Below are 21,414 nucleotides of genomic sequence, written 5' to 3' on the forward strand. Positions count from 1 at the left end.
GGGGACACGCCATGCCGGAACATGATTATCATTACGGAAGCGAATCCGAGCAGTACACATTCTATAGATTGCCGAAGGTTCTCTTTACCAACAGCCGCTACAAGATTCTATCCGACAGCGCAAAAATACTTTACGGCTTGATGCTGGACCGCATGGCGCTGTCCATGAAAAACGGATGGGTGGACGAGTCCAACCGCGTGTTCATCTTCTTCACTTTAGAGGATGTGCAGGAGTATATGGGCTGCAAGCATGAAAAAGCCGTCAAGCTGCTTGCCGAGCTGGATTCCGACAAGGGCATCGGCCTCATAGAGCGTGTGAAGCGCGGCCAAGGCAAACCCACCCTCATCTATGTGAAAAAGTTTACCGCCCCTGCCACCGGCACGCCGCCAGATAACCGGAATCCTCTACCTCCGAATCCCGGAAGTCAAGGGTTCCGGGAAACAGAAGTCTTGACTTCCGAAAATCAGAAGTCTGGATTTCCGAAAAACAGAGGTCAAGACTTCCGAAAATCAGAGGGTAATGATACTGAATATAGCAATACTGATTTGAACGAAAACAATATCATCAAGACGGAGTATCCATCCATCTATCCATCAATACCACCCCGTCCTCCGGATGCTCGCTCCCGCGATGCTCCCCGGCCTGATGGGATGGATAGGATGGAAATGTACCGTGAAATGGTTATGGACAACATCGAATACGACATCCTTTCCCAGCGGTACGACAGGGAGCGGCTGGATGAAGCTGTGGAAATCATGCTGGAGGCCATTTGTTCCAAACGTGAATACATTCGTGTAGCCGGGGATGAATTTCCAAGGGAGGTTGTAAAAAGCCGGTTGTTGAAACTATCGAGCCAGCACATCGAGTATGCCTTCGACTGTATCGACAAGAACACCAGCAAGGTCTACAACATAAAATCCTATCTGCTCACCACGCTCTATAATGCCCCGGTCACCATCGACAGCTACTACAGGGCCGAGGTCAGTCACGATTTGTACGGTTCCGGTCTATAATCAGGGATAGGTTTTTCGCATCTGCTCTATACGCCGAATAAGCTCTTCCCGGACGTGAACGGGACGGATTACCTCGCACTCCGCGCCCATACTAAGCAAGACGCCATATCCCATATCACTCTCTATGAATGGAAAGTGAATCGCGATTTTGCCACTGTCTAATTCGGTCATGGTTTCTTCACGGCAATAATCCAGGGCCCGTTCCCGCAGGGCCTCGGTGATCACAATGTCGATGAGGATGCTGCGCTCGCTCTGCCAATCCTTAAAATCAGACATGCCGCTTACAAATTCTCGCGGTTCAAATGATTCCCCCGTGATTTGCAGATTGCGGATACGGCTAAGTTTGAAGGTGCGAAACTCCTGCTTTTCCCGGCACCATGCTTTCAGATACCAATTGTTTTCTTTTAGCACAAGCTGGTGCGGTTCTACTGTCCGGTTCGCGGAAGATTCACGCCTGCCGAGGTAATCAAAACGGATAACATGATTGTCCGCAAGTGATTTCTGCACTACCTTTAGCGTTTCTGTGATGACCGGGTTGCTCAGCCATGGCGAGATGTCAATGTATAGCTGTTTGGATGTAAGCTCAATGGAACGGTGGTATTCTTCGGGAATCAGGCTTTTGATTTTCTCCAGCGTTTGGTTCATCTGGGCTGTAGAGATGGACGATCCAGACACGCTGTACAGGCTGGTAAGCAACGTGGCAATATCCTGATGGGTGAACAGCTTTTTGTCAATCTTGTAGCCCTCCATGATGGAGAAGCCGCCGTTTACACCTGTCTGCGTCACAATGGGAATCCCCGCACTTTCCAGCGCCTCAATATCCCGGTATATTGTCCGCACGCTCACCCCGAATTTATCAGAAAACCAGCTCGCGCTGATGCAATCTTTTTGCAGAAGTGCCGTCAGTATGGCGATAAGCCGTTGTAACTTCATCAAAACAATCCTTTTTGCTTTAATTATAAACCCTGACATACTGATGTCAATGCTATGTGGTATTGTAGTCTTACCAACCGAAGGAGGAAGATAGAACATGGAAATGAAAGATTTATTTGAAAAGGTCATGCAGAAATCCATCAATATGGCGCTCGCCACCAGCGTTGACAACAAACCCAATGTGCGGGTTGTCACGTTTGCCTATGACCCCGCCAGGGCAGGAAAAGTGTTCTTTACCACATTTAATAGAAACCAGAAAGTGAAGGAGTTCGCGGAAAACCCATATGTGGCTTGTATGCCCATTCCCGAAAGCCCGGAAGCGGATGCGCAGGTGCGGATATTCGGAACCGTACAGAAATCAAGTGTCAGCCTTGATGAAATCATTGCCATTATTGCAAAGAAGTATCCGGGCAACGCGGACACAATCAAAGAAGGTGGCTCGATGATGGATATATACGAAATCTGCTTTGATGAGGCATACGTAACAGCAGGCATGAATCCGGCGGAAAAAGTCAATGTATAGCCAATAGTCCGCGAGAAATGCCTGTCTGAAAAGATAGGCGCTGCTATAAAACTGAATACCGCCGTCAGCACCGCCCGAATTGGAGAAATCCTTTTCGGGCTTTTTTTGTGCCAAAAATCAAAATGAAAGAGGTTTTATTATGAGCTTCAAATACAAGTACGAGCACCTTCACTGCGGCTTCTGCGCGGAAATCGAGAACGAGGGCTGCCCCCATCTCCATTGCCCCCATATTCTCGAAAACATGAACGACCTGCTCGAAGACCCGGCCTTCATCGAGGCGGTGCGCGATGCTGACGAGTGCGAAACCTACCACCGTCCGGCGCTGCTCATGGTGCAGGGCATCATGGAGGCGGCGGGCGAGCTGGAGGAATACGAGCCGGAGCCACCGGAAAATCCTTTCGGCGTCTTCGCCACCTTCAAGCCGGAATGTGAGGGCTGCTCATATCCCCGGCATGGCTTCATCTGCTACGACGAGAGAAGCGGGATTTGCCTAAAGGATGCGGTAGACGCCATTTTGCGAAAGGGTGACGGTATTGTCTTCCCTCACTGACGAGCAGATTGCCGCCGCCCGCTCGGTTGACCTGCTCTCGTATCTCGAAGCCCATGAGCCGAGCAGCGTCAGGAAAACCGCCCCCCGCGAATACTGCCTGCGGGAGCACGACAGTTTGAAAATCTCAAACGGAAAGTGGTTTTGGTTCAGCCGTGGTATCGGCAGTAATAACGCACTGGACTTCTTGGTACAGGTTCGCGGGTTGGAGTTCAAAGAGGCCGTGGGTATTCTGGCAGACGGAAGGAGCGCCCCGGTATATCAGCAGGCGGCGCCCCTTCCCGAAAAGCCCAAGCCGCTGCTCTGCTTGCCCATGCCCAACCAGAACAACCACCGCCTGACCGCCTACCTGATGGGGCGCGGTATTAGCAAGGGGGTAATCACCGCCTGCATCAATCAGCGCATCCTGTACGAGAGCCGGAGGCATCACAACTGCGTGTTTGTGGGCCGAAACGCCGAGGGCAAGGTTCGCTTCGCCTGCGAGCGCGGCACATCCGGCGATTGGAAAAAGGATTTGGACGGCAGCGACAAGCGGTTTTCCTTCTCCATCCCGGCGCGGATTGCGGGCAACACCACCCTCAACGTGTACGAGGCCCCGGTGGATTTGCTCTCCGCGGCCGCCCTTCGTCGGTCACTGTGGAGCTTGCAGCATCACCTTTCACTCGGCGGCGTTTCGGCAAGGGCGCTGGACCAGTATTTGAGCGACCATCCCCATATCCGTTGCGTCAACCTCTGCCTCGACAATGACCGGGTAGGGAGGCGCGCCACGGCCCGGCTCACAAAACATCTTCGGGAAAAGGGCTGTATCGTCACCAATACACCACCAGCTTCCGGCAAGGATTACAACGCCCATCTTCAAAATATCCGGCAGGAACAAAAGCAAGCAAGCCGCCCCCACAAGGAGGCGGCCATTTCTATGTAAGGAAGTGATTTCTGATGAAAAACAAAGACGCCCTCACCATGAAAACCATATCCGGCCTTTCCAAAGTACCGGAATACAGCCCGGCCTCCGTGAAAAAACTCATGGCCCGCCACGACCTGAACGAGCGGGCCTTCGCCATGCTGATGAACGTAACGCCGCACACGGTTCGCCTGTGGACCACCGGCGCCGCCAAGCCCTGCGGCCTCTCCCGGAGGCTGATGCAGATTTTCGATACCTGCCCGGAGGTCATCGAGCACATCACGACACGGAAGGAACCCGCTGATTGCTAAAGTTAGGCTCCCTCTTTGACGGCATCGGCGTCTTTCCGCTGGCGGCGGCAAAGCATGGCATCCGGCCGCTGTGGGCCAGCGAGATTGAAAAGGCGCCCATCTCCATCACTAAGCGGCATTTCCCCTACATGGAGCATGTGGGCGACGTCACGCAGCTTCACGGCGGCCGGCTTCCCCCGGTGGACATCCTGACCTTCGGCTCGCCCTGCCAAAACCTTTCGCAAATCGGGAACCGTGATGGGCTTGCCGGGGAGCAATCCGGGCTTTTCTACGAGGCAATCCGAATCATAAACGAAATGAGGTGTGCAACCGATGGACAGTATCCCCAGCTCGCCATTTGGGAAAATGTCGCAGGGGCATTCAGCTCAGCAATGGGAGCGGATTTTAGGACCGTGCTTGAAGCCTTCGCAGACAGCGAAATTCCAATGCCTGATAACGGAAAATGGGCGCCCGCCGGTCTGGTACCGGACGGCTGCCCCGAAATCGCTTGGCGGCTCTTGGACTCCCAGCATTTCCAAAGCGCCCAATCAAGGGAGCGCGTGTTCGTTGTCGCAGATTATCGAGGACAACGCGCCTCGGAAATCCTTTTTAACCCCCTTCCTCTGCACAAAATACTTGGCGATGGCGAAGAAAGCGGGCTGCCGTTTCCCGGAGACCGTGGAGGCGGTTCTTCGGAAGCAGGGCGGCATCATGCCGAGGTAAGATGCTTCCACACCCGTAAGATGCGGGGCGCGGTGCAGTACCATGACCCGAAGATGTTCCTCTCGGCCATTGGCAAGCCGGGCGCTCCTTGCCCGACCCTGCTCACCGGGGATTATCAGGTGATTGCCGTCCATTTTCCCGACGCGCCGGAGAAAGACTATATCCGCAAGCTGACCGTCACCGAATTTGAAATGCTGATGGGCCTGCCTGTGGGCTGGACCAAGTTCGGGCATGAGGGGCAGCGCATTTCCGACAGCGCCCGGTTCAAGGCGCTGGGCAATTCTATCGTGCTCGGCTGCGCCGAATATATCATGGCCGGCGCTGCCGTGCTGTTACAACAAAAGGAGGGTTTGAATGGCAAATGAAGAAAGCCGTGGCGCGCCAATCCGCGCCCTTATCGTCAATACCGATGATATGGCAAGCATGTTTGCGGATTTGGAAAGGTTAAGAAACAGCGACTTTGCGCGCAAGTGGCACTCTTTTCCCACCACCAAAGAGGATATACAGGCCACGCTAAAGGAAATCGGCGTGGACGGGGTGGAACACAAGCAATATTACATTACTGATTATGAAACGAGTGTTCCGGCATTGCGTGACCGCCTGCCTGTGGGCGCCGACATTGATGAAATCAATCATCTCGCCATGCGGATAGAGGTCGTGGAAAAAGCCTATGGCCTCGAAACATTCGCGGCGGTTATGGAGAGCGGCCGGCATTGCGAAAGCCTGACTGACATTATCAATGTCACCGAGAACATGGACTGCTTCTATTTGCAGCCATCGTACAGCGCAGAAATGTACGGTGAGTTTTTGGCGACCATGGCGCAGGATGAATTTGGCGGCGTGATTGAAAGGTTGGAGCACTCGCCCGACCCGGATATGCGCGAGCTGGCCGGGTACATAACCCGGCTTGAAAGCCACTTCGATAGCGCAGCCTACGGCCGTGAGCTGGTGCAGGCGGAAAACGGTGTGTTCACTGACAGCGGCTATTTGACGGAAATCAATCCCGGTGAATATGTAGATTTGTACAGTGGCCGCCACGATGTCGAGTATCCCGTATTCGCTTACCCGGAGCGGGAACCGACAGCGCGCCCCTCCGTCATGGATAAACTGGCCGCCGCAAAGGAGGCGGCGGAGAAGCAGGGCTCCGAGAGGACCGGCCATCCCTCAAAATCCCATGACGCGGAGCTTTAAGGAGGGGCGGGCGTATGGCGAAGCAGGTACAGCATGAGGATTTCGGCGAGAAAATCGGCGGCGCAAAAAAAGATTTGTGGAAGGAGCGCGGCCTTCTCTCCGATGACCTGGCGGGCATGAACGGGCGAGAGGCCGACAAGTACGTTAAAAAGGACAATATCTGGCGCAAGCCCGATTATCAGGCCATGATCGACAGCGGAATGCCTGTTGACGTGGCTTTTTTCTTCAAGACCGTGCGGGACAGCCTTCCCGCCTCCCCGGTGTATCTCTATGGCGACGAGGCTCCCGAAAAGCGCCTTGCCCGGCAGGAGCAGTACATTGATACCGTCCGCGAGGTACAAGGCATCATGGACAGCGTGAAAACAAAGGCCGATGTCATGGCGGCCTACCGGCGCTTTTGTCTTGACAACGGGTACATGGAGCAGATAGCGGAAGGGATGAGCGGCACGCGGTATGGGTGGACGGAAAAGGGACAGAACAATCCGGTTATCACAAACAAGCTGGTAAACGCCTTTCATGTTTCCTCTGAATATGCCTACCAGCGGAATTTTGTTCAGAAGGCCGCCAAGCAGCAGTTCGGCGTATCCAAAGAGGATAAGGTCCCCAAGGGGTATGAGATTCGCCACAATGACGGTAAAAACACATGGTCCAAGGATGATGATTGGAAGCCGGATACATGGTATGTCGCAAAGGGCCATCGTATCATCAAAACCAATCTTGCCACGAAAGCCGATGCGCTGAAATGGGTACAGGATTTTGCCAAGCAGCGCGCCACGAGCGGCAAGAAGCGGTTTGTGCCGAAGCAGCTTGCGGCGGTGCGGCGGGATGGGCCAGACTACCGGCGCGGCAGGGACGCCACCGGGCAGGATTACCTCGACACCTTCGGCTTTCGCGGCGGTGAATTCGGAAACTGGATGAATCACAACGATCGGCAGGCGTCCCTCAACATGGGCTTCGACGCCCTCAAAGACCTTGCCGCCGCGCTGAAAATCAGCGACCGGGATGTTTCCTACGGCGGCTCCCTCTCTATCGCCTTTGGCGCTCGTGGCAGCGGAAACGCCGTCGCCCACTATGAACCGCTGCGGCAGGTCATCAACCTAACCAAGATGAACGGCGCGGGCTCGCTGGCGCATGAATGGTGGCACGGGCTGGACGACCACCTGGGCGGAAAGCTGGGCGCGGGCGGCCTGCTTTCGGAGAATCCCCGCAAGCATCCGCTCATGGCAAAGCTGATAGACACCATTAAATACAAGCCGGAAACGCCGGAACAGGCGGCGGCCCGCGCCGGGGCGCAGGATGCCCGAACACGGAAAAACGCCGAGGGCTGGCTGCAAAACGCGATGCTCCCCGCCTTGAACCGCGCCGGCGACGACAAGGCTCTCGCCGAGTATGAAATATTGAAAACGGCGTATTTGAGCGGCGAGCCCGGCAGCGTGGACAAGCTGAATGATTTGAAAAAGAGCGTCACCGGCCGGGTAATTCCAAAGGAGGACCGGGACCGGCTGCACACCTTTGAACACATCCTGCAGGGCATGTCCGCGCCATCGGAGCCCACCATCGGCAAGGTTCCCACCGAGTTTTACAAAAGCTCAAAGCGCATGGGCGAAATCTCCGAGAAGGACGGCGGCTATTGGGACAGCAATGTTGAAATGATGGCGCGGGCCTTCGCAACCTACGTCATGGACGCCCTGCCGGGCCGCTCCGATTATCTGGCGGGGCACGCGGAATGCGCAATCGCCTTTGACAGCGACAGGGACGGCAATCTCTCCATCCTGAAAGCGTACCCGGAGGGTGACGAGCGCCGGGCTATCAACGCCGTATTCGATGAAATCGTAGCGGAGCTGAAATTACAGCAGTATCTCACCCACGACGAGCATGCGCAGGCGGAGCCGCCCTCGGAGCGGCAGGCATCCCCCCGCGCCGCGCCGGAAATCGGACCGGACCCACCGGGCGAACAGCTTTCCTTCGATTCCCTGCCCCGGCAGGAACGCCCCTCCGTTATGGGTAAGCTGGCTGCCGCCAAGGAAGCCGTTAGCAAAACAGAGCGGCCAGAACAGGCGGCGGATAAGCCAAAAACCAAAGGCCCGGAGCTTTGAGCGATGGGCCGCCTTTACAACTTGGAGGTGAAACATGGCAGAAAACAATTCGACGGGCCCCAGCCCCCGACACTACATTTTCAACTTGGAGAGCACCAAGATTGAGCTGCATTTTGATAAATCAGAATATGCGGCAATGACGGACGAGCAGAAGCGCGAGCTAAAAGGCGCGTTCCTGTTCAGCGGCAAGGGTAAATGCTGGGTGAGCCGCGCCAAGGAGCCGAACCTGTGGCGCGCAAAACAGGTGGCGGAAAAGCTCGGCTTCACCGGGGAGCAGCGGGAAGGTGAACGCCTTTCCTATGCGGAGCAGCTTGAACGGCAGGCCGAGCGCGCCGAGGCGCGGGCCGACCGGTACGAGGGTTACGCCGCAAACGCCGCGGGACGTGCAGAGCAGCTTCAAAAGCCTTTGGAGAGTATGCGCGGCGATATTTCTTTCTTCACGCAGCCCAATATCAACAGCTCGGCGGGCAGGGCGTTCACGAATTACAGGGAGCGGTTGTATAACCGTTACCACAAGGGCTTTGAGGAATACCGCAAAAGCGAGTATTTTATCGACAGGGCGGTGACAGCGCGGGGAACCGCTTCGCAGGCGCAGTTCAGCGACCCGGCCTATCTGGACCGGCGAATCAAGGAGTGCCAAAAAGAGATTCGGGCCAGAGAAAAGAATGCCGTCAGCTATGAAAAAGCCCTAACTGACATTGAGAACGGCGTGGAAAGAAAGAAATACAGCGGTGAGGTTATTACCGCCGACGAGGTGAAGGGCCTGCTTAGCCGTGAGCTGGAGCTTATTGAAAAGGCGATGGATAAGCAGGGCTATCTCGAAAACTGCCTCGATGATTTGGGCGGCCGTCGGTTCAGCAAGGAGAATGTCAAGCCGGGGTACATTGCCAATATACCCCGCTGGGGGCCGGTGGAGATTTTGAGCACCGGGCCGCAGAATGTGGGATTTAAGATTTTGACCGGAGGCGCCAAGGGCGGCATGTTAAAAGCCGCATACGCCGAAATCAGCGAAATCATCAAGGCGGAGGAAAAGAAACCGCCTACCCATCCCTTCGAGGTCGGCGAGAAGTTCACGGCGGTACACCGCGATTACAGTAACGGTCTCCACGATGTCAAGACGACCGAGATTGTCTATGAAATTGTAAAGGCCACCGATACCACCATTCGGCTAAAGCCTCTGGATTCAGACGAGAAGCCTATCACCCGCAAGCCGGTCAAAACCTACAGCGGCCAGTGGCGGTTCAGCATCAACGATACCTACGGCAACACCTTCTACAAGGCGGAGCCGCCGCCGCAGGAAAGACCGTCCGCGCTGGATAAGCTGGCTGCCGCAAAGGATTCCGTCACCAAAAACGCCGCCGAAAAGCCCGACAAACCGGAGCCGAAAAAATCCGGCCCGGAGCTCTGACCCATGCCGCCCATCATCACCTACCGCTGCGGCGTCTGCAAACGAGAATATCCCGGCCATGAGGAAGCCGTCCGGTGTGAGGAATCGCATCTGGCGGCAGTTTCCGTTGTGGTGAAGAATCATGGCATCCACGAGTATCCCTACTCGGTGGCCGTCACCTTCTCCAACGGCGAGACGCGGGAATATGTGGCAGACCATATGCGGTAACAACTTTTTGAAGGGAGCTGATATTTATTGCTGTACATGAACAGGTAAATGATAAGGCGGTGGCTGTCACTGTCCAGGGCGCCAAGCTCACCGGGCGGCTGCTTGCCAAGGCTCTGCAAAAGTTTCTCGCGGCGCAGAAAGCCCGGAAGCAGAAAAAGCAAATACCGGGCGCCTACAAGGGCAAGCAGACCGTCAAGCAGCTTGTAGGCCAGAACGCCGGCGTCACCTCGATTGACGTATCCAAAAGCGGCATCCGTGATTTTGAGCGGTACGCCCGAAAATACGGCGTGGACTTCGCGCTCAAAAAGGATTCCTCCACCATGCCGCCCAAATGGATTGTGTTCTTCAAGGCGCGGGACGCCGACGCCATGACCGCCGCCTTCTCCGAGTTCACGGCCAAAACCATGAAGCGCAGCGCACAGCGGCCTTCCGTGGTGAAGCTGCTGCGCAAGATGGTGGACCTTGTGAAGAATCAGGTGGTGGACCGCCAGAAGCACAAGGAACGCGGAGGTCCGGAGCTATGAAGAAGATGGACATTACCGGCAATCTGAAAAAGTATCTGCTTCCCAATTTCCCCTACATTCTCGTCTTCTGGTTCGCAAACAAGCTGGGCGAGGCGTACCGGCTGGCTGAGGGTGCCGATATGATGGGAAAGCTGATGGGCAGCATGTCCACGCTGGGCAGGGTGATGGCAAATCCCCTGCCTTCCTTTATGCCCTTCGACCTGCTTGTAGGCGCGGCGGGCGCCGCTATCATCTACGCGGTGGTGCGCAGCAAGAAGAAAAACGCCAAGAAATACCGCAAGGATGTGGAGTACGGCAGCGCCCGGTGGGGCACGGAAAAAGACATCAAGCCATACATCGACCCTGTGCCGGAGCAGAACATCATCCTGACGGCGACGGAATCCCTTACCATGAACAGCAGGCCCAAGCAGCCAAAGTACGCCCGCAACAAAAACGTGCTGGTGATCGGCGGCTCCGGCTCCGGCAAAACGAGGTTTTTCTGCAAGCCGAACCTCATGCAGCTTCATTCTTCCTATGTTTGCACGGACCCCAAGGGCACGATTTTGGTTGAGTGCGGCAAGCTGTTCCAGCGCAACAACTATCGTATCAAGGTGCTCAACACCATTGATTTCAACAAGAGCATGAGGTTTAACCCTTTCGCCTACATCAAGAACGAAACCGACATTTTGACGTTGGTAAAGACCTTCATCGCCAACACCACCGGCGACCAAAAGGGCGGCGACGGCTTCTGGGAAAAAGCAGAAATCTTGCTTTATACTGCGCTTATCGCCTACCTCTACTATGAGGCGCCCCCGGAGGAACAGCACTTTGGCACCCTCTGCGATTTCATCAACGCAATGGAGGTCCGGGAGGACGACGACCAGTTCGAGAACGCCATCGACCTGATTTTCAAGGCGCTGGCGGAGGAAAAGCCCGGCTGCTTCGCGGTGCGGCAATATCAGAAATACAAGCTCGCCGCAGGCAAGACGGCAAAATCCATTTTGATTTCCTGCGCCGCCCGGCTTGCACCATTTGACATCCAGGCGGTGCGGGACCTGCTATCTGTGGATGAATTGGAGCTCGACACCCTCGGCGATGAAAAGACGGCGCTTTTCGTCATTATCAGCGATACCAATCCGGCTTTCAACTTCATCCCGGCGATGATGTACTCCATGATGTTCAATACCCTCTGCGACAAGGCCGGGGCCTCCGAGGGCGGGCGGCTGAAAGTGCATGTGCGCTGTATTCTCGATGAATTTGCCAACGTGGGCAAAATCCCCAATTTTGAGCAGCTTATCGCTACCATCCGCAGCAGGGAGATTTCCGCCTGCGTCATCCTCCAATCCCAATCCCAGCTCAAAGGTTTGTACAAGGACCACGCAGATACTATCGTGGGTAACATGGATACCACCCTGTTTCTCGGCGGAAAGGAGAAGGGCACGCTCAAAGAGATTTCGGAGCTTTTGGGCAAAGAGACGGTGGATTTATACAACACCAGCGTCACCAAAGGCCAATCCGAGAGCCACGGCAAGAATTTCTCCAAGGTGGGAAAAGACCTCATGAGCGTGGACGAGCTTGCCGTCATGGATGGCGGCAAGTGTATCTGCATGGTTCGCGGCGAGCGGCCGTTCCTCTCGGATAAGTTCGACCTGCTAAAGCATCCCAACTACAAGTACCTGTCCGATGCCGATAAGCGCAACGCCTTCAACATCGAGAAATACCTGTCAACACGGCTCCGAACCAAGCCGGAGGATGTCTTCGAGGTATATGAGGTGGGCGCTGTGGAATCAGCGGAATCGCCGGCATAAAGGCACCGGGAGGGTGCTGTCTGCATCCTCCCGGCAAATGCTTCATTTCTGCTTTTCCCTGCGCCGACGCCGTTCTTTCAGCTTTTTCACATATTCGGGTATTGTGGTTGCGGCGTTGTTCTGCTCAATGATTTCGATTTCGTCAACCCTTTTGCAGAGAACCACGGCGATTTCGGCGGCGGGCATACCGCTTGCCAGCAGGCGGCAGACGATTTCCTCGCGTTCGCGCTCCTCGCCGTGTTGCTTCCATAGGGCTTCCATGTTTGCCATGTGTTCAAAATAGCGTTCGGGCGGCATTGCGCGGAGTAGCTGGATCGTCATTTCCGCTGCTTCGGATTCCGACTTGCCGCTCAGGGAGTTCATTAAGGCGGATGTGTTCATAAAAGCACGTCCTTTGGTTTTATGTGCGGCATCATCCTTTGCCTGCCGCCGCATGTTTTCGGCTCAAAACAATTATACATCATCCACCACCCCAAAACAACGAAAAGAAGGAGGTTTTGCCCATGAAAGCCCGCGCGCCTCCCGGAACATGACGCTCCCCACAACAAAATATACAGCCCGCCGTTCAGCAGCGCCACCCCCTTGCTGAACGGCGGGCTTTTTTTGTTTTCACGCCCGATTCTATCGGGCGTTTTCTCGTCCAAGCGCACCGGGACATACCCGGCGCTTTTTACATACATTCACTCACCATCCACCCAAATCAAAGGAGGAACAACTATATGGAATTTTTCGGCGAAGCTATCAATACCCTCTCTATCCTCGTTGTCGCGCTGGGCGCGGGCCTTGCGGTGTGGGGCGTCATCAACCTTCTGGAAGGATATGGAAATGACAATCCGGGCGCAAAATCGCAGGGAATCAAGCAGCTTATGGCGGGCGGAGGCGTGGTTCTGCTGGGCCTTAACCTCGTCCCCCTGCTCGCAAATCTATTCGGATAAGATCGGAGGTAGCCAATGGACAGCCTGCTTGAAAAGATTGGCGAATGGATTCGGCAGGGCTTGATAGACGCCATCATGGGGAGTTTCACCGGCATGTTTGATTCCATCAATCAACAGGTGGGCGATGTCGCTGTGCAGGTGGGCACGACGCCGGGGGCATGGAACCCCGGCGTCTTCTCCATGATTCGGGCGCTTTCAGAAACCGTCATCATTCCAATCGCCGGTATGATTCTGACCTTCATCTTGTGCTACGAGCTAATCCAGATGATTATCGACAAGAACAACATGCACGACTTCGATACCTGGATATTCTTCAAATGGATATTCAAAACCTTCTGCGCCACCTACATCCTGACCCACACCTTCGACATTGTGATAGGCATCTTCGATGTGGCGCAGCATGTGGTGAACGGCAGCGCCGGGCTCATATCCGGCTCGCTGGACATGAACAACGCCATTGCCCTTGATACCCTGCAAGCCCAGCTTGAAGCGATGGACGTGTGGGCGCTGATTGGGCTATGGATGCAGACCTCCATCGTATCCCTGTGCATCACGGCCATGTCAATCTGCATCTTCCTCATTATATATGGACGCATGATTGAAATCTACTTAACCATGAGCGTCGCGCCGATCCCGCTGTCCACGATGGCGAACCGGGAATGGGGCACGATGGGCCAGAACTACCTCAAAGCCCTGTTCGCTCTCGGCTTCCAAGGCTTTCTCATTATGGTGTGCGTTGCTATTTACGCCGTGCTGATACAGGGCATCGCCACGGCGGACAGCGTTCACATGGCGATATGGGGCTGCGCGGGGTATACGGCGCTGCTCTGCTTTACCCTCTTTAAGACCGGCTCAATGGCGAAAAGCCTGTTCGGGAGCCACTAAAAACGATTGGAGGACACCGATATGCCCGCTGTTGCGGTAAAAGAACCGTATACCCTTGTGCTGCGCGAGGATGACGATATTCAGAATCCCCGCGAGGACATGGATAACTTCGGCACGATGGTCTGCTTCCATTCCCGGTACAACCTGGGCGATGCCCATGAGTACGGAGAGCCGAACGACTTTCTGCTCGACCTTGTGGACAGCACCGTATCCGATGACGACATTCTCGCGCATGTGCTGGCCGACAAAGCCAAATCCGTGAGGCTCCAGCCAAACATTGAGGACGACACATGGGAAGTCCTCATTATATACGGCGGTGAAGATAGCTGGGTGGCCGCCGACAGCTTCGACGCCGTGCAGGGCAACGAGGCCGAGGTCGCCTACTCCCTGATAGAGAGCATGAGCGATAAGGACCTGCTGGCGTTGGCAAAGGAGCATTGCGTCATCCTGCCGCTTTACCTGTACGATCACTCCGGCCTGTCCATGTCCACCGGCTCTTTCATCGGCCGCGCCCATCACGCCGAATGGGATTCCGGGCAGGTGGGGTGGATTTACGCCGCCAAGGATACCATCCTCGCGGAGTACGGCGGCGAAGCCCTGACCCCGGAACACATTGAAAAGGCCGAGGCACTGCTGAACGGTGAAGTTTCCTATTACGACGCCTACCTTCGCGGCGAGTGCTACGGCTTCCAGCTTTATGAACACGGCGCGGAAGTGGATAGCTGCTGGGGCTTCATCGGTTCGCCGGATGAGCTCCGGGCCGACATCGAAGACCATCTGCCGGAGGAATGTGCCGGCATGATGGAGGCTTTGGATTTCAATATCACCGACACGGCCATCAAAGACCTGCTGTATGAGCAGGAGCAAACCGCAATCAACGCATTGGAAGGAGAATATGACATGAGCAATACAGAAAAAGCCGCCGCGCTGGATTTCACCGCGCGGGCCTATCCCTTTAGCGAGCCCAAGGGCAATACCCTCGGCATGGCGAGCCTCACCATCGGCGGCGGCTTCGCCATCAATAATATTCGCATCATGAACAGCGAGAAGGGGCCGTTTGTGGCGATGCCCAGCGCCAAGGACAAGGAGGGCAATTTCAAGGATATTTGCTTCCCCACCACCAAGGAGGGGCGCGTCCAGATGAATCAGGTCATTATGGACGCCTACAACGAGGCCCTGCTGGGCAAGGAGCAGACGGCGCAGCGTCCTTCCGCTGCGGAAAAGCTGAATGACGCCAAAAAAGAGGCGGCGAAAGCGCCCAAGGAGCCGAAGGCCGCCAAGGGCTCCAAGGCCAAGGCCGACCCCGGCATTGAATGATGCTGGAACTGGTTCCCGTGTCGCTGGCGCAGGCCAATGAGTATGTGCGCCTGCACCACCGCCACCACAAGCCGGTTGTGGGGCATAAGTTTTCCATCGGCTGCAATTCGGACGGAAAGCTGTCCGGCGTCGCCATTGTGGGCCGCCCGGTGAGCCGCCATCTGGATAACGGCAGCACCTTAGAGGTCAACCGCCTGTGTACGGACGGCACGAAAAACGCTTGCAGCTTTCTCTACGCCGCCGCTTGGCGGGCAGCAAAGGCGATGGGCTACAAGAAGCTGATTACCTATGTGCTGGATACGGAAAACGGCGCCAGCGTCCGAGCGGCGGGCTTCCGCTGCGCCGGCCTTGCGGGCGGCAAGCGGTGGACCGGAGCGCGCAAGCCGCTCGAAGACCTGTATCCGGCGCAGATGAAGTACCGATATGAACGCGAATAGGAGGTGATTTCCCATGCCCTTTGTCCCTGTGCCGAAAGATTTATCCAAGGTGAAAACGAAGGTGGCCTTCAATCTCACCAAGCGGCAGCTCATTTGCTTTTCCGTTGCCGCCGCCATCGGCGTGCCGACCTACCTGCTCACCAAGGGTGCCATCGGCAATACGGCGGCGGTGTTCCTGATGATCGGGCTGATGCTGCCCTTCTTCTTTTTCGCCATGTACGAGCGGGATTCCCAGCCGGCCGAAAAGCTGCTGCGCAACATCATCCGCGCCAAGTGGCTATTCCCACCCACCCGGCCGTACAAAACCGACAACCTATACCGCTATCTCGAACAGGAGGGAAACGCGATTGAAAGTGAAAAACCAACAGCAGGCCCGCCAGCAAAAAAAGCTGGCCGCCAATATCCGGCAGGCAAAAAGCGATAAATCCGACCTTCGCGCCCTGCCGGGCAAACAAAAGAATCTTGCCAAAGCCGCGCCGCCTGTGAAAAAGGGCGGCGTTTTTGATTCCCTGACGGAGCGGCTTTTCGGCCGGAAGGATAAGCCGCAGAGTGCCCAGCAGACCATCCCCTACAAGGAGATGTACCGGGACGGCATCTGCCGGGTAAAGGACCGCTTCTACACAAAATGCGTCACCTTTAACGATGTGAATTACCAGCTCGCCCAGAATGAGGACAAGATGCAGATATTTGAATCCTACTGCGATTTCCTCAATTTTTTTGATTCCACCATCAGCGTGCAGCTTTCCTTCCTCAACCAGAAGGGCAACATGCAGGATTTCCAAGCGTCCATCGACATCCCCGACCAGCAGGACGACTTCAATTCCATTCGCCGGGAGTACGCCGGGATGCTGAAAAACCAGCTCTCCAAGGGGAACAACGGCCTTGTGAAGACCAAGTATATCACCTTTGGCATTGAGGCGCCCAATCTGCGGGAGGCGAAAATGCGGCTGGAACGCATCGAGGCGGATGTCATCAACAACTTCAAGGTGCTTGGCGTACAGGCCCGCGGGCTCACCGGGCATGAGCGGCTGGAGGTGCTTCACGGCGCGCTGCATCCGGGCGGGCGGGAAAAACTGCGCTTCGACTGGAAGGACATCATCCGCACCGGCAACAGCACCAAGGATTTCATCGCCCCGGCCTCCTTTGATTTCCGGGAGAAGGGCACCTTCCGCATGGGAACCACCATCGGGGCGGTGTCCTTCGTCCAGATTATCGCCCCGGAGCTCACCGACCGTATGCTGGCGGATTTCCTCGATTTGGACAGCGCCGTCATGGTGAACCTCCATATCCGCAGCATCGACCAGGCGGAGGCCATCAAGTCGGTTAAGCGCAAGCTCACCGACCTCGACCGTATGCGAATTGAGGAACAAAAAAAGGCGGTAAGGTCAGGATATGATATGGACGTTTTGCCGCCTGATTTGGTAACTTACGGCAAGGAGGCGCAGAATCTTCTCACCGATTTGCAGAGCCGCAACGAGCGAATGTTCCTTGTAACGCTGCTCATCACCAACACCGCCAACACAAAACGGAAGCTGGAAAGCAATGTGTTCGCCGCCTCAGGCGTGGCGCAAAAATACAACTGCGCGCTGAAAAGATTAGAGTTTCAGCAGGAGCAGGGCTTCATGTCCTCGCTGCCCATCGGCTACAATGGCATCGAGATTGAACGCGGGCTTACCACCAGCAGCACCGCCATCTTCGTGCCCTTCACCACCTGCGAATTGTTCATGGGCGGGCAGGCGCTTTATTACGGCATCAACGCTTTATCAAACAATCTTATCATGGCCGATAGAAAGCGTTGCAAAAATCCGAACGGGCTTTTCCTTGGTACGCCGGGCTCCGGCAAGTCCTTCTCGGCCAAGCGTGAAATTGTGAATGTCTTCCTCATCACGGAGGACGACATCATTATCGCAGACCCGGAGGCCGAGTATTTTCCGCTGGTGGAGCGGCTTGGCGGGCAGGTGGTGAAGCTGTCGCCCACGTCGCCGCACTTCATCAATCCGATGGACATCAACTTGGATTATTCAGATGACGAGGACCCGCTGACCTTAAAGAGCGACTTCATTTTGTCGCTGTGCGAGCTCATTGTGGGCAGCAAGGACGGCTTGCAGCCGGTGGAGAAGACCATCATCGACCGCTGCGTGCGGCTGGTGTACCGGGAATTTCTCACCGACCCGGTGCCGGAGCGGATGCCCATTCTGGAAGACCTGTACAACCTGCTCCGCGCGCAGACCGAGCCGGAGGCGCAGCGGTTGGCGACCGCCCTCGAAATCTACGTATCCGGCAGCCTGAATGTGTTCAACCACCGCACCAATGTCAACCTCAACAACCGCCTCGTCTGCTACGACATCAAGGAGCTGGGCAAAAACCTCAAAAAAATTGCCATGCTCATACTCCAAGACCAAGTATGGAACCGCGTCACCCTCAACCGGGCGACCCACCGGACGACTTGGTTTTACATCGACGAAATCCACCTTCTTTTGAAGGACGAGCAGACGGCGGCCTACACGGTGGAAATCTGGAAACGCTTCCGAAAGTGGGGCGGAATACCCAGCGGGCTCACGCAGAACGTCAAGGACCTGCTGGCTTCGAGGGAGATTGAGAGCATTTTTGAAAACTCGGATTTTATCTATCTACTGAACCAAGCCCCCGGCGACCGCTCCATTCTCGCAAAGGCCCTGGGCATCTCACCCCACCAGCTTTCCTACGTCACCCACTCGGCGGCAGGCGAAGGGCTGCTGATTTACAGCAATGTTATCATTCCTTTCGTGGACCGCTTCCCCAAGGATACCGAGCTGTATACCCTTCTCACGACACGGCCGGAGGAAATGGCGGGGGCAGGCGCATGAGCAAGCTATCTTCGACAAGGGGGTGATTGTATTTGAGCAGGGAATTTAAGTCCCGCGACAAGAAGGTTCAAAAGATGACGAAGGATGGCCTCGTAGAAATCAACCAAAGCACCGGCGAGGAATCCCGCATCTCCCAGCGCGGGCAGGATTTTCAGCTTGGCAGGAGCCAGCCGGAAAGCGGTTCGTCCTTCGGCTCCCGGCCACCCGCTGATGACGGCGGCCGCTCCCACCGGGGGCGGCACCACCCGGAGCCGGACGCGGGAACAGCAGCACCCTCCCCATATGAAACCGGGGACCATCAGGAACCGGAGCCGGATACAGGCCCTACTTTACATAATGAACAACCAGCACAAGAGAGCCGGCCAAGCGGAGATTTTTCACGCGGGCCGGTTTCTTCTATCCCGGAGGGCGCGGATTCGTCTGTGTCTTCCCCCAAGCAGCGCGGCACGAAATATGGGCAGCGGTTTGCGCAGGAAACAGCCCGACCGGATGCTGCGCCGGAAATCAGACGCACCTCGGACAATCTTTCCCCTGACACAGAACCCGCTTCCCCCAAGCAGCGCGGCACCAAGTACAGCCAGCGGTTCGCGCAGGAGCAGGCGCCAGCGGATTCCCCGCGGTCGGAGCCTGCTCCCAGCAAAACAGCGGAGCCATCTGCCCCTTCGTCCGGGGCGAAGCCCTCCCGGTTGCAGTTCAGCAAGGACGAGCTGCCCCCCGGCGCGGAGCCCGCCCCGGATAAGAAGCTGGCCCGGGCTCGTTACAAGGCGGAGGCGGCAAGCGCCAAACTGGACGCTGCGCGGGAAAAGCTGCCCACTAAGCGGGAAATCAAGATTCGGCGCGTCTATGACGAGCAGAAGGGCAAGACGAAGGCCAAGCTGGAATTTGAGAAACGTCCCCTTGCCCGCGGTGAGCAGGTGTTCAAGCCGCCCGCCATCGTCCGCAAACCGGCCGCCGCCGTGAAAGGAGGCATTGGCGCGGCAGGCCGGACGGCCCACTTGAAGCTACACCAAAAAATCTATCAGGCCGAGGACGAGAATGTGGGCGTCAAGGCTGGGCACCGGGCGGAAATGGCCGGCGAGGGCGCCCTTCGTATGGGCCGGCGTGCTGCGGGTAAAGCCTACCGCTTCGCTAAGGACGCGCCCTACCGCACGGTGGAGAAGCTGGAAAAGCAGGCGGTCAAGGCCAATGTGAAGTTTTCCTACCGCAAGGCCTTGGCGGAGAATCCGCAGCTCAAAAGCAATGTTCTTTCCCGCATGATGCAGAAGCGTAAGATACAGCGGGCCTACGCCAAGGCTGCCAGAGACGCGAAAAAGGCAGGCAAGGCGGCCAAGAAGACCGGCTCGGCCATCTGTAACGCCCTCAAAGCCGTGGGCGGCTTCGTCAAGCGGCACCCGGTAGTGGCGGGCATCGTCGCCTTAATCCTGATGCTCCTGTTTTTCATCATGTCGGCTTTTTCCTCCTGCTCCAATATGGCCTCCGGCGTCATGAGTGGCGTAGTCGCTTCCTCGTATGTGGCGGAGGACGCCGACATCGACAACGCCGAGCTGTCATATACCGAGTGGGAAACCGACCTCTACATGGAGGCCATGAACGCCGAGGCGGATTACCCCGGCTACGACGAGTACAGGTTCAACGTGGGCAACATCAGCCACGACCCTTTCGAGCTCATGGCCTACTTAACCGCTGTGCATCAGGATTTCCAGTATGCCGATGTGGAAAGCGACCTGCGGCAGATTTTCGGGCAGCAGTACCAGCTCACCTTTACGCCAGAGGTGGAGATTCGTACCCGCATGGTGGAGAAAACCCGGTCGGTGTACGACCCTGTGACCGGGGATTACTTGGGCGAGGAAACCTACGAGGAAGAAGAAGAATACGAGTGGCATGTGCTGAATGTCGCGCTGGCGGCCCGTTCCTTCTCGGATGTGGTTTCTTCCATGATGGATGCGGAGCAGGCAGAGATGTTCGAGGTCTACATGCAGACCAAGGGAAACCGCCAGTACCTCGTGAATCCCTTCGCCTTCAACTGGCTTCCATATGTCAGCGATTACTACGGCTGGCGTGTGCATCCCATCACCGGGGCCAAGGATTATCACAAGGCAATCGACATCGCCGTGCCGCTTGGCACCGAAATCCTCGCCGGGCATGACGGTGTGGTGACGACCGCCACCAACCATTCCAGCTACGGGCTGTATGTGGTGATCGAGGGGGAAAAGGGGCTTGTATCCAAGTACGCCCACTGCTCCCAGCTTCTTGTGTCGGCAGGGCAGGAGGTCAAGCAGGGGGATGTCATCGCCAAGGTGGGCAGCACAGGCGACAGCACCGGGGCGCACCTCCATCTGGAAGTCATCAAGAACGGCCAATACCTGAACCCCATCTTCTTTTCTGAAACCGGCGACGACGGCAGCGGGCGCATCCCGCCCGGTAGTCCCGGCGGTGTTTCATACCCCGACTATCCCGGCACACCCTTGGGCGACGGCAGCTATGCCGCCCTCATCGCCGAAGCGGAGCTGCACCTGGGCAAGCGGTATGTGTTCGGCGCTTCGGGCCCAGCCAACTTCGATTGCAGCGGTTATGTGTCCTGGGTGCTGGATAAATCCGGCGTAAAGCCCATGAGCCGCACCAACGCGCAGGGGCTTTTCAACATGAGCACCCCGGTATCCCCGGAGAACGCCCAGCCCGGTGACCTCATTTTCTTCACCGGGACCTATTCCACCCCCAATGCGTGCAGCCATGTCGGGATATATGTCGGCGGCGGTCAGATGATTCATTGCGGGGACCCCATCCAGTATACGTCCATCAATTCATCCTACTGGCAGAGCCACTTTTATAGCTTTGCCAGAATCAATTAGCG

The 21,414-nt window shown here is 56.4% G+C and carries 22 protein-coding genes; 19 read left to right on the forward strand and 3 right to left on the reverse strand.

Features of this window, described 5'->3' with window-relative positions; translation table 11 throughout:
- The first annotated feature begins 11 nt into the window (after positions 1-11).
- Positions 12-1,013, forward strand: coding sequence for a replication initiator protein A (locus tag NHH16_RS05355; RefSeq protein WP_262068557.1), 1,002 nt, complete (start codon positions 12-14; stop codon positions 1,011-1,013).
- Here the strand turns inward: NHH16_RS05355 and NHH16_RS05360 are convergent, their stop codons facing one another.
- Positions 1,014-1,946: a helix-turn-helix transcriptional regulator gene (locus NHH16_RS05360; protein WP_262068558.1), complete on the reverse strand. Its 933-nt coding sequence runs from the start codon at positions 1,944-1,946 to the stop codon at positions 1,014-1,016.
- A 97-nt stretch (positions 1,947-2,043) separates the two neighbouring features.
- Here NHH16_RS05360 and NHH16_RS05365 point away from each other — a divergent pair, with 97 nt between their 5' ends.
- The 11 genes from NHH16_RS05365 to NHH16_RS05415 all read left to right on the forward strand — a co-directional run bounded on the left by NHH16_RS05365 (position 2,044) and on the right by NHH16_RS05415 (position 12,143).
- The gene (locus NHH16_RS05365; protein WP_262068559.1) at positions 2,044-2,469 is read left to right on the forward strand and encodes a pyridoxamine 5'-phosphate oxidase family protein; all 426 of its coding nucleotides are present in this window, start codon (positions 2,044-2,046) and stop codon (positions 2,467-2,469) included.
- 139 nt (positions 2,470-2,608) lie between these two features.
- Positions 2,609-3,019, forward strand: coding sequence for a hypothetical protein (locus NHH16_RS05370; protein WP_262068560.1), 411 nt, complete (start codon positions 2,609-2,611; stop codon positions 3,017-3,019).
- Complete coding sequence (locus NHH16_RS05375) at positions 3,003-3,938, forward strand: DUF3991 and TOPRIM domain-containing protein (RefSeq protein WP_262068561.1); 936 nt, start codon at positions 3,003-3,005, stop codon at positions 3,936-3,938. The genes NHH16_RS05370 and NHH16_RS05375 overlap by 17 nt, the downstream gene beginning before the upstream one ends.
- Positions 3,939-3,952: 14 nt before the next feature.
- On the forward strand, positions 3,953-4,228 hold the full coding sequence (locus NHH16_RS05380) for a helix-turn-helix domain-containing protein (protein WP_262068562.1): 276 nt from the start codon (positions 3,953-3,955) through the stop codon (positions 4,226-4,228).
- Complete coding sequence (locus tag NHH16_RS05385; protein ID WP_262068563.1) at positions 4,222-5,295, forward strand: DNA cytosine methyltransferase; 1,074 nt, start codon at positions 4,222-4,224, stop codon at positions 5,293-5,295. The genes NHH16_RS05380 and NHH16_RS05385 overlap by 7 nt, the downstream gene beginning before the upstream one ends.
- Positions 5,285-6,121 carry an antirestriction protein ArdA gene (locus tag NHH16_RS05390; RefSeq protein WP_262068564.1) on the forward strand — a complete coding sequence of 279 codons (837 nt, stop codon included), beginning with the start codon at positions 5,285-5,287 and terminating at the stop codon, positions 6,119-6,121. The genes NHH16_RS05385 and NHH16_RS05390 overlap by 11 nt, the downstream gene beginning before the upstream one ends.
- 14 nt (positions 6,122-6,135) lie before the next feature.
- Entirely contained in the window at positions 6,136-8,217 is a 2,082-nt protein-coding gene (locus tag NHH16_RS05395) for an LPD1 domain-containing protein (RefSeq protein ID WP_262068565.1), read from the forward strand.
- 34 nt (positions 8,218-8,251) lie between these two features.
- Positions 8,252-9,625 carry a DUF3560 domain-containing protein gene (locus NHH16_RS05400; RefSeq protein ID WP_262068566.1) on the forward strand — a complete coding sequence of 458 codons (1,374 nt, stop codon included), beginning with the start codon at positions 8,252-8,254 and terminating at the stop codon, positions 9,623-9,625.
- Between the two features lie 3 nt (positions 9,626-9,628).
- Positions 9,629-9,832: a hypothetical protein gene (locus NHH16_RS05405; protein ID WP_262068567.1), complete on the forward strand. Its 204-nt coding sequence runs from the start codon at positions 9,629-9,631 to the stop codon at positions 9,830-9,832.
- A 59-nt stretch (positions 9,833-9,891) separates the two neighbouring features.
- Complete coding sequence (locus NHH16_RS05410) at positions 9,892-10,356, forward strand: PcfB family protein (RefSeq protein WP_330643462.1); 465 nt, start codon at positions 9,892-9,894, stop codon at positions 10,354-10,356.
- The gene (locus NHH16_RS05415) at positions 10,353-12,143 is read left to right on the forward strand and encodes a VirD4-like conjugal transfer protein, CD1115 family (protein WP_330643463.1); all 1,791 of its coding nucleotides are present in this window, start codon (positions 10,353-10,355) and stop codon (positions 12,141-12,143) included. Before NHH16_RS05410 ends, NHH16_RS05415 begins: the two co-directional genes overlap by 4 nt.
- A gap of 42 nt (positions 12,144-12,185) precedes the next feature.
- Here NHH16_RS05415 and NHH16_RS05420 read toward each other — a convergent pair whose 3' ends face one another.
- On the reverse strand, positions 12,186-12,524 hold the full coding sequence (locus NHH16_RS05420; protein WP_262068568.1) for a hypothetical protein: 339 nt from the start codon (positions 12,522-12,524) through the stop codon (positions 12,186-12,188).
- Positions 12,521-12,823: a hypothetical protein gene (locus NHH16_RS05425; protein ID WP_262068569.1), complete on the reverse strand. Its 303-nt coding sequence runs from the start codon at positions 12,821-12,823 to the stop codon at positions 12,521-12,523. Before NHH16_RS05425 ends, NHH16_RS05420 begins: the two co-directional genes overlap by 4 nt.
- A 39-nt stretch (positions 12,824-12,862) precedes the next feature.
- Here NHH16_RS05425 and NHH16_RS05430 point away from each other — a divergent pair, with 39 nt between their 5' ends.
- Genes NHH16_RS05430 through NHH16_RS05460 form a run of 7 tightly spaced genes read left to right on the forward strand, consistent with a single transcriptional unit; the run spans position 12,863 to position 21,412 of the window.
- Positions 12,863-13,078 (forward strand): Maff2 family protein, encoded by a 216-nt coding sequence (locus NHH16_RS05430; RefSeq protein WP_262068570.1) that lies wholly within the window; start codon positions 12,863-12,865, stop codon positions 13,076-13,078.
- Positions 13,079-13,093: 15 nt separating this feature from the next.
- A complete protein-coding gene (locus NHH16_RS05435) occupies positions 13,094-13,963 on the forward strand; it encodes a VirB6/TrbL-like conjugal transfer protein, CD1112 family (protein WP_262068571.1) in 870 nt (289 codons plus the stop codon).
- Positions 13,964-13,984: 21 nt separating this feature from the next.
- Positions 13,985-15,280, forward strand: a complete 1,296-nt coding sequence (locus NHH16_RS05440; RefSeq protein WP_262068572.1) for a SpoVG family protein — start codon at positions 13,985-13,987, stop codon at positions 15,278-15,280.
- The gene (locus NHH16_RS05445; protein WP_330643464.1) at positions 15,277-15,717 is read left to right on the forward strand and encodes an XF1762 family protein; all 441 of its coding nucleotides are present in this window, start codon (positions 15,277-15,279) and stop codon (positions 15,715-15,717) included. The genes NHH16_RS05440 and NHH16_RS05445 overlap by 4 nt, the downstream gene beginning before the upstream one ends.
- Positions 15,718-15,730: 13 nt before the next feature.
- Entirely contained in the window at positions 15,731-16,141 is a 411-nt protein-coding gene (locus NHH16_RS05450; RefSeq protein ID WP_262068573.1) for a PrgI family protein, read from the forward strand.
- 58 nt (positions 16,142-16,199) lie between these two features.
- Complete coding sequence (locus tag NHH16_RS05455; RefSeq protein ID WP_435158180.1) at positions 16,200-18,563, forward strand: VirB4-like conjugal transfer ATPase, CD1110 family; 2,364 nt, start codon at positions 16,200-16,202, stop codon at positions 18,561-18,563.
- A gap of 32 nt (positions 18,564-18,595) precedes the next feature.
- Positions 18,596-21,412 (forward strand): CD1108 family mobile element protein, encoded by a 2,817-nt coding sequence (locus NHH16_RS05460; protein ID WP_262068574.1) that lies wholly within the window; start codon positions 18,596-18,598, stop codon positions 21,410-21,412.
- Positions 21,413-21,414 lie beyond the last annotated feature (2 nt).

Source organism: Ohessyouella blattaphilus (assembly GCF_024721265.1).
Classification (GTDB): domain Bacteria; phylum Bacillota; class Clostridia; order Lachnospirales; family Lachnospiraceae; genus Aequitasia; species Aequitasia blattaphilus_A.